This is a genomic window from uncultured Campylobacter sp., from assembly GCF_938045205.1.
Classification (GTDB): Bacteria; Campylobacterota; Campylobacteria; order Campylobacterales; family Campylobacteraceae; genus Campylobacter_B.
Genome location: NZ_CALIMY010000102.1, coordinates 23,468 through 29,648 on the forward strand (window position 1 = coordinate 23,468; position 6,181 = coordinate 29,648).

A 6,181-nucleotide genomic window follows, 5' to 3' on the forward strand; every position below is an offset into this window, starting at 1 on the left:
AAAAGATGCCAATCAAAGATGAAATTTTAAATTTTCTGCGCGAGCTAAAGCCCGAGCTTGAAAGCTTTGGAATTTACAAAGTCGGACTATTCGGTAGCTACGCCACAGGCGGAGAGAATATCGCCGAGACGTTTAAAATTTCAGCCGATCTATTTGATGAGGCGCCGGCAACATGCCGGACGGCAAGCCGTCAATGATAAAACAAAATATAGATAAATTTCTAAAAAATAAAATTTAAGAGGTTAGAAAATGTGCGCAATCGTGGGAGTCATAAATTCCGAAGGTGCGGCTAAGACCGCGTATTACGGGCTTTTTGCCATGCAGCACCGCGGCCAGGAGGCAAGCGGCATCAGCTCGAGCTTCAACCATCATATCAAAACGATCAAAGCCACAGGACTAGTGACGGAGGTTTTTAGCCCCGCGAGTTTTGAAATTTTAAAGGGCAACATCGCGATCGGCCACAACCGCTACGGCACCGCGGGCGCAGATAGCCTGAAGGACGCGCAGCCGGTAGCCGGCAACTACGCTCTGGGAGAGATATCGATCGTTCATAACGGAAATTTGATCAATAAAGACGAAATCCGCCGCAAGCTCGTAAGCGAGGGGGCGATCTTTCAGTCCAACATGGATACCGAAAACATACTGCACCTCATCTCGCGCTGTAGGCAGGAGCATCTAAAAGACCGCATCATCGAGGCACTGCAACAGTGCGTGGGCGCGTATTCTCTTCTGATTTTAAGCCGCTCGAAGATGTTTGCTGTGCGCGATCGCTACGGCGTGCGTCCGCTCAGCATCGGCAGGCTCAAAGACGGCGGCTACATCGTCGCGAGCGAGACTTGCGCGTTTGATCTCGTAGGGGCCGAGTTCGTTCGCGATGTAAAGCCCGGCGAGATGGTGATCTTCGAAGAGGGCAAGGATGAGTTTAGCTCGCTTGAAATTTTAAAAGCTGCGGAGGCTAGAATTTGCGCGTTTGAATACATCTACTTCGCGCGCCCCGACAGCGTCGTAGAGGGTAAAAACGTATATGAGGTCAGAAAAAAGCTGGGCGCGGCGCTCGCGCGAAAATGTAAAGAGCTAAAAGCCGATTTCGTCGTGCCCGTGCCCGATAGCGGCGTGCCGGCGGCGCTGGGTTTCGCGCAAGAGAGCAAGCTGCCCTTCGAGATGGCGATCGTGCGCAACCACTACATCGGCCGCACCTTCATCGAGCCTACGCAAGAGGTGCGAAATTTGAAGGTCAAACTCAAGCTAAATCCGATCGGTGCAGCACTGCACGGCAAGAGCGTCGTCGTCGTGGACGATAGCATCGTGCGCGGCACCACGAGCAAAAAGATCGTCGAGCTTCTGCGCCATGCGGGCGCGGCGCGCGTACATATGTGCATCGCAAGCCCCGAGCTAAAGTATCCCGAGCGCTACGGCATCGACACGCCGAGCGTGCGCGAGCTGATCGCCGCAAATATGAGCACGGATGAAATTTGCAAATTTATAGACGCCGACAGCCTCACGTTTCTTAGCGTACCGGAGCTCGTAGAGGCGCTTGGGGGCGAGCGCAAGTACTCGCTCGTAAGCTTCGACGGCGATTATTTCATCAAAGATTAGCAAATTTAAAGGAGCAAACTATGACAAAATTTAAGATTAAGCGCGTCTATGAGAGCGCAGAGGAAGAGGATGGTTTTCGCGTGCTTTGCGATAGGCTATGGCCGCGCGGCGTAAAAAAAGACGCGCTGGAACTTGATATGTGGGCAAAGGACATAACGCCTAGCACCGAAATACGTAAGCTTTTCGCGCATAAGCCTGAGAATTTCGCCCATTTTAAGGAGCTTTACCTAGCCGAACTTGAGCAAAATCCCGCCGTAGCGGAGTTTTTAAAAGCGGTTAAAAACGAGCCAGTTGTCACGCTGCTATACGCCGCAAAAGACGAGCACTGCAACCACGCGATGATTCTGCGTGATTTTCTGCAAAGCAAGGTGCGCTAAAATTTTGCGCTCAAAGCGCACTGCTCGCCATATTTTAAAGCAAATGTAAAACCGCCTCGCTCGCCAAAATCCACTCGTAAAACCAATGCGCGAGGCGTAAAATTCAGCGAACAGGTGTGAGCGGAGCGCTCTTAAAGCCTTGCCAGACACGATTTGAGATAAATTTTCTATCCGGATGTACACTTCGCAGATGCGCAAAACAAACGCTAAATTTTGCGTCAGAGCTCTAAAAAACGCAGAATTTTATAAAAAGCAAATAAAATTTCAAGGAAAATAACTCGATTTAATATATGCAAATTTAAAATTTCATCTATTTTTTAGCGCTATTTTTCATATCATAAGCTAGGAATTTAAAAAGTGGACTTAATATAAATTCGCAACAAATCAAATTAGTTTATTACACGCAGCATTTTTAAATTTCATTTAAGGATTTGCCGCTAACATTGCTCGTAATTTTTTACAAGGAGAAACAATGGCAATAAGTGCTAGAAATCAGCTTCACGTCGTAATCAGCGACGTAAAAACAGGTGCGGTAAATTCGCTAATCACAGCTAAAACCAGAGGCGGCGACGTGCTAAAAGCAACCGTGACAGTTGATTCTGAAAAAACTTTGGATTTAAAAGCAGGCAAAGAGGCGGTATTTTTATTCAAAGCCCCAAACGTCATCATTTCAAAGGGAGAAAATGATCTTCGCCTAAGTGCTGCAAATCAACTAAAAGGCAAAATCACCGCCGTTAAAGAGGGCGCAATCAATGCTGAAATCGATGTCAGAACCGCAGGCGGTGAGAATCTAAGCGCGATCGTCACAAACGGCTCCGTTAAAAATTTGGCGCTAGCAGTCGGTGACGAAGTAACCGCGATCATAAAAGCTACTCAAATCATCGTCGGCGTAAAATAATCCTGCATTGTGCGAACCGATGTGCACGCTTTAAACATCGCAAAATAAAGGAGCGAAATTTTATAAATTCTGCTCCTTCCTCAAAAATCTTTTTTGATAAATCAAATTTCGTAGCAGCTCAAATAGCGCCGCAAGCGGTCTTTTCTCTCATGCGCGCAGATACACCCCGCGCGACATCCAGCCCCAATCACACCAAGAGCGGTCTTGCCTCGGCTTTTATACGGCGCGCGTTTCGCGCAGACCTTTGCGTCTATGCGGCGCGAAGCCCGCGCGCGAGACATCTAGAAAAGCAGACCTGCCTTTGCCCTGCCCGCTCCGCTTATAACGATGTGCTTTCATATTTTGCGCGCTCGCGACGCGCCGCCGCTTTGCGCAGTAGCGATCGATCCTCGCGCAGATGTCCACACCAAGAATGAGCCGATCTAGATCATAGCAGCACGCACTAACCGCGCCCGCCGATAGATAGCAGCACGGACAGATCATCAAACCGATCGCCTCGCCCTAAATCCGAGCGTTTTTTGAGCTTTTGCCGATCGGCTCGTTAAAAGGCGTAGATTCCGCGAATAAAATCACTCTTGTAAAATTTCGGCTCATAGCCGCGGGTAGCGGGCATTTGCTTTGCTAAATTTGATACTCGTCGGGGCCTAGTTCGCCTCGCAAAAGCTTACCAAAGCGTGCAGCTGCGGCATCTACGGCATCGTCGCCAAACTCGCCCGGCTCAAACCCGCTGCTGACAAACGGCACAGCAAAGTCCATCCCGCAGTAGTTTGCTGCGATCTTAAGCGGTGTTAAAATTTCATCCAGGCTAAAGCCGATAGCACCCTGTTTGGAGTACTCGCCAAGCGGGGTGCTGACGCTTAGCACAAGCTGCAAGACCTTGCCCTTAAGCGCGCTGGAACCCACCAGCTCGTGCGAAAAGACGATGTCGATATAGGCTTTTAGCATAGGCGGCACGTTTAGCCAGTACATCGGGTACAAAAATACGATGCGGTCGGCGCCCAATAGCGCGTCTTGCTCTGTGCGAGCGTCGATGCGCGCAGTATCAGTGCCGTAAAGTCCCTCCAAATGGCGTACCTCCACGCCGGCAGCGCTCTTTGCGACCTGCGATAGGGCTTTGTTTACGCGCGAGGCGGCGAAATTAGGATGCGATAAGATAACGAGTGTTTTCATATTATTTCCTTTGTTAAAATTTGCAGAATCATATCGTTAAAAAGCTAAAAGTAGATTAAGAAGGGTTGTGAAAACGAGCGTTATTTTGCTTGTGAGGAACCTGGATTTGCGTGGCACGATAGATACGAAGCGCTCTCGTACCATACTGCCTCAAGGCATGTGCAACAAAATGTTTTTACGCGTGCCGCAAAGCAAGCCCCTAGCCCGCTCTTGTCTGGAACGATCTCGCTTGCGATCCACCCGATCGCGTGCAGCTGCGGCGCGGGACGAAATTTCATCCAAGCAAGGATAAATTTATGAAAAAAGATTAAAATTTAGCTGCAACTCGGGCTATGAGCCCGAAAATTTCAAAAAAAAGGACACGATATGCAGAGAAAAACACAGATAGAAGACGAGTTCAGCACAGAGGATCGCGAGCGTAAAATCACGCTGCAAGCAGGAGATGCGGCGCCCGCTTTTGCGCTGCAAAACTCCGACGGCGCGAGCGTCGCGCTAAAGGACTTCGCGGGAAAAAAGGTCGCGCTGTATTTTTACCCCAAGGATAACACCCCCGGCTGCACGACCGAAGCGTGCGAATTTAGCGCCGCGTACGATGATTTCATCGCCGAGGGCTGCGTGATCGTAGGCATCAGCCCCGACAGCACTAAATCTCACGCGGGCTTCATCGCCAAGCAAAGCCTAAAGCACATCCTGCTGAGCGATCCGCAGCACGAGGTAGCCAAGCTATACGGCGCGTGGCAGGTGCGCAAAAACTACGGGCGCGAGTATCTGGGCATCGTGCGCTCAACCTTTCTGATCGGTGCGGACGGCAAAATTTTAAAGGTCTATAAAAGCGTCAAGGCAAAGGATCACGCCGCAAAGGTGCTCGCGGATCTGCTAGCTGCGGGAAAGTAAAGCGCTAGGCGGCGTTTTGAAGCAGAGCTTGCACGCTTTTGGGCGCTAAGCTTTAATTATGAAATTTATGCACTGAAATTTACTATGGAATTTCGGCGTCAAATTTAAGCGCCGAAGCTTCGGCATTAAAATTTAGTCTTGGAATTTTGCCTTATAATTCCGCCGCCCATTTGAAAATGAAATTTCAAAGCGGAGCTGCAAGCGCGATTTTAGCGGCAAATTTTATCGCCCCAAACCAAAATTTTAAAGGAAAAATATGAAAAGCTTAATCATTCTGGTCGCCCCGACATTAAAAATTCGCTCATAAACAAGCGGTTTTTGAAAGAGGCGGTCGCGCAAAGCTTCGCCGTGCGCGACCTAGCGCGCGAGTATCCTAGCGGCGAGATAGACGGCGAGCGCGAACGCGCGATAATCAAAGCTCATGACGCGCTGGTGCTGCAATTTCCGCTGCATAATTTCTCCTCGCCCGCGATTTTAAAAAGCTGGATCGATGCGACGATGACGTATGGATTTGCCTACGGACGCACGAGCGAGGGCATTCGTGGGCGCGCCGTGGCACTGGCGGTGAGTGCGGGCATCAAGCGCGCCGACTACGCGCCTAGCGGGCGGTATCATTTCACGATGGAGCAGATTTTAGCGCCGTTTGAGCTGGCATTCCGCTACTATTTTCATGCCGACTGGCGCGGATTTTTCGCGTTTTACGGCGCCGAGGAGACACCCGGCGTCGATTACGAAAGCAGTGTCACGCAGATAGAAAAAGGCGCGGCGGAATACGCGGAATTTTTAAGAAATTTAGGCGCAAAGAGCGGCGCGGGTAAAGAATTTTAAGTTAAAAGCAAACTCGATTTTGGGGCTAAATTTTAAAATTTAGGCTTTTTTGTGACACACATTGCGCCTTTAGAATAAAGAGGGCTACGATGAAATTTTAAACGAAGCGGTTAAATTTAGCCCGTTCCGCTTGCCGCAGAGATAAAATTTTGCCAAAGAATACAGCCACTTTGCGGCCCACTTAAATCGTAGAAATATAAAATTTGCCGCAGCTTGTCGTGCAGGCTGCAAAAATGCGCAGTCGCACCATCTGCGAATAGCATAAAGACGCGACAATACGCGGGCTGTAAAGCACAGGATGCGGCAAAATTTTACAACGCGCCTTTTTGAGCTCGCTAAACCGCGCGTTCGGTAGAGCAAAGTAAAATTTCATAGCCGCGTGAAATTCCGCTTAGTAAAGCAAAATTCCGCTTTGCTC

Annotated in this window: 9 protein-coding genes; 7 read left to right on the plus strand and 2 right to left on the minus strand. The window is 49.5% G+C overall.

The window, feature by feature from the left end:
- The first annotated feature begins 5 nt into the window (after window positions 1-5).
- From Q0198_RS06225 to Q0198_RS06240, 4 genes are all read left to right on the plus strand, one after another.
- On the plus strand, window positions 6-197 hold the full coding sequence (locus Q0198_RS06225) for a nucleotidyltransferase domain-containing protein (RefSeq protein WP_297896175.1): 192 nt from the start codon (window positions 6-8) through the stop codon (window positions 195-197).
- A gap of 52 nt (window positions 198-249) precedes the next feature.
- Window positions 250-1,596, plus strand: coding sequence for an amidophosphoribosyltransferase (purF, locus tag Q0198_RS06230; RefSeq protein ID WP_297896177.1), 1,347 nt, complete (start codon window positions 250-252; stop codon window positions 1,594-1,596).
- Between the two features lie 20 nt (window positions 1,597-1,616).
- Window positions 1,617-1,973 (plus strand): DUF488 family protein, encoded by a 357-nt coding sequence (locus Q0198_RS06235; protein ID WP_297896179.1) that lies wholly within the window; start codon window positions 1,617-1,619, stop codon window positions 1,971-1,973.
- A 472-nt stretch (window positions 1,974-2,445) separates the two neighbouring features.
- Window positions 2,446-2,871, plus strand: a complete 426-nt coding sequence (locus Q0198_RS06240) for a TOBE domain-containing protein (RefSeq protein WP_297896181.1) — start codon at window positions 2,446-2,448, stop codon at window positions 2,869-2,871.
- Window positions 2,872-3,087: 216 nt separating this feature from the next.
- Here Q0198_RS06240 and Q0198_RS06245 read toward each other — a convergent pair whose 3' ends face one another.
- Together Q0198_RS06245 and Q0198_RS06250 are read right to left on the minus strand one after the other, a co-directional pair.
- Complete coding sequence (locus tag Q0198_RS06245; RefSeq protein ID WP_297896183.1) at window positions 3,088-3,354, minus strand: hypothetical protein; 267 nt, start codon at window positions 3,352-3,354, stop codon at window positions 3,088-3,090.
- Window positions 3,355-3,492: 138 nt separating this feature from the next.
- A complete protein-coding gene (locus Q0198_RS06250; protein ID WP_297896185.1) occupies window positions 3,493-4,041 on the minus strand; it encodes an NAD(P)H-dependent oxidoreductase in 549 nt (182 codons plus the stop codon).
- Window positions 4,042-4,200: 159 nt separating this feature from the next.
- On the opposite strand from Q0198_RS06250, the gene Q0198_RS06255 reads away from it, so the two are divergent.
- From Q0198_RS06255 to Q0198_RS06265, 3 genes are all read left to right on the plus strand, one after another.
- Window positions 4,201-4,341 (plus strand): hypothetical protein, encoded by a 141-nt coding sequence (locus Q0198_RS06255; RefSeq protein ID WP_297896187.1) that lies wholly within the window; start codon window positions 4,201-4,203, stop codon window positions 4,339-4,341.
- 66 nt (window positions 4,342-4,407) lie between these two features.
- The gene (gene bcp / locus Q0198_RS06260; RefSeq protein WP_297896189.1) at window positions 4,408-4,935 is read left to right on the plus strand and encodes a thioredoxin-dependent thiol peroxidase; all 528 of its coding nucleotides are present in this window, start codon (window positions 4,408-4,410) and stop codon (window positions 4,933-4,935) included.
- A 318-nt stretch (window positions 4,936-5,253) separates the two neighbouring features.
- Window positions 5,254-5,763: an NAD(P)H-dependent oxidoreductase gene (locus Q0198_RS06265; RefSeq protein ID WP_297896191.1), complete on the plus strand. Its 510-nt coding sequence runs from the start codon at window positions 5,254-5,256 to the stop codon at window positions 5,761-5,763.
- Window positions 5,764-6,181 lie beyond the last annotated feature (418 nt).

Bases quoted from the DNA above. Each gene is read 5' to 3' on its own strand.
- Q0198_RS06225 (WP_297896175.1), top strand. From the start codon at position 6: ATGCCAATCAAAGATGAAATTTTAAATTTTCTGCGCGAGCTAAAGCCC.
- purF (WP_297896177.1), top strand. From the start codon at position 250: ATGTGCGCAATCGTGGGAGTCATAAATTCCGAAGGTGCGGCTAAGACC.
- Q0198_RS06235 (WP_297896179.1), top strand. From the start codon at position 1,617: ATGACAAAATTTAAGATTAAGCGCGTCTATGAGAGCGCAGAGGAAGAG.
- Q0198_RS06240 (WP_297896181.1), top strand. From the start codon at position 2,446: ATGGCAATAAGTGCTAGAAATCAGCTTCACGTCGTAATCAGCGACGTA.
- Q0198_RS06245 (WP_297896183.1), bottom strand. From the start codon at position 3,354: ATGATCTGTCCGTGCTGCTATCTATCGGCGGGCGCGGTTAGTGCGTGC.
- Q0198_RS06250 (WP_297896185.1), bottom strand. From the start codon at position 4,041: ATGAAAACACTCGTTATCTTATCGCATCCTAATTTCGCCGCCTCGCGC.
- bcp (WP_297896189.1), top strand. From the start codon at position 4,408: ATGCAGAGAAAAACACAGATAGAAGACGAGTTCAGCACAGAGGATCGC.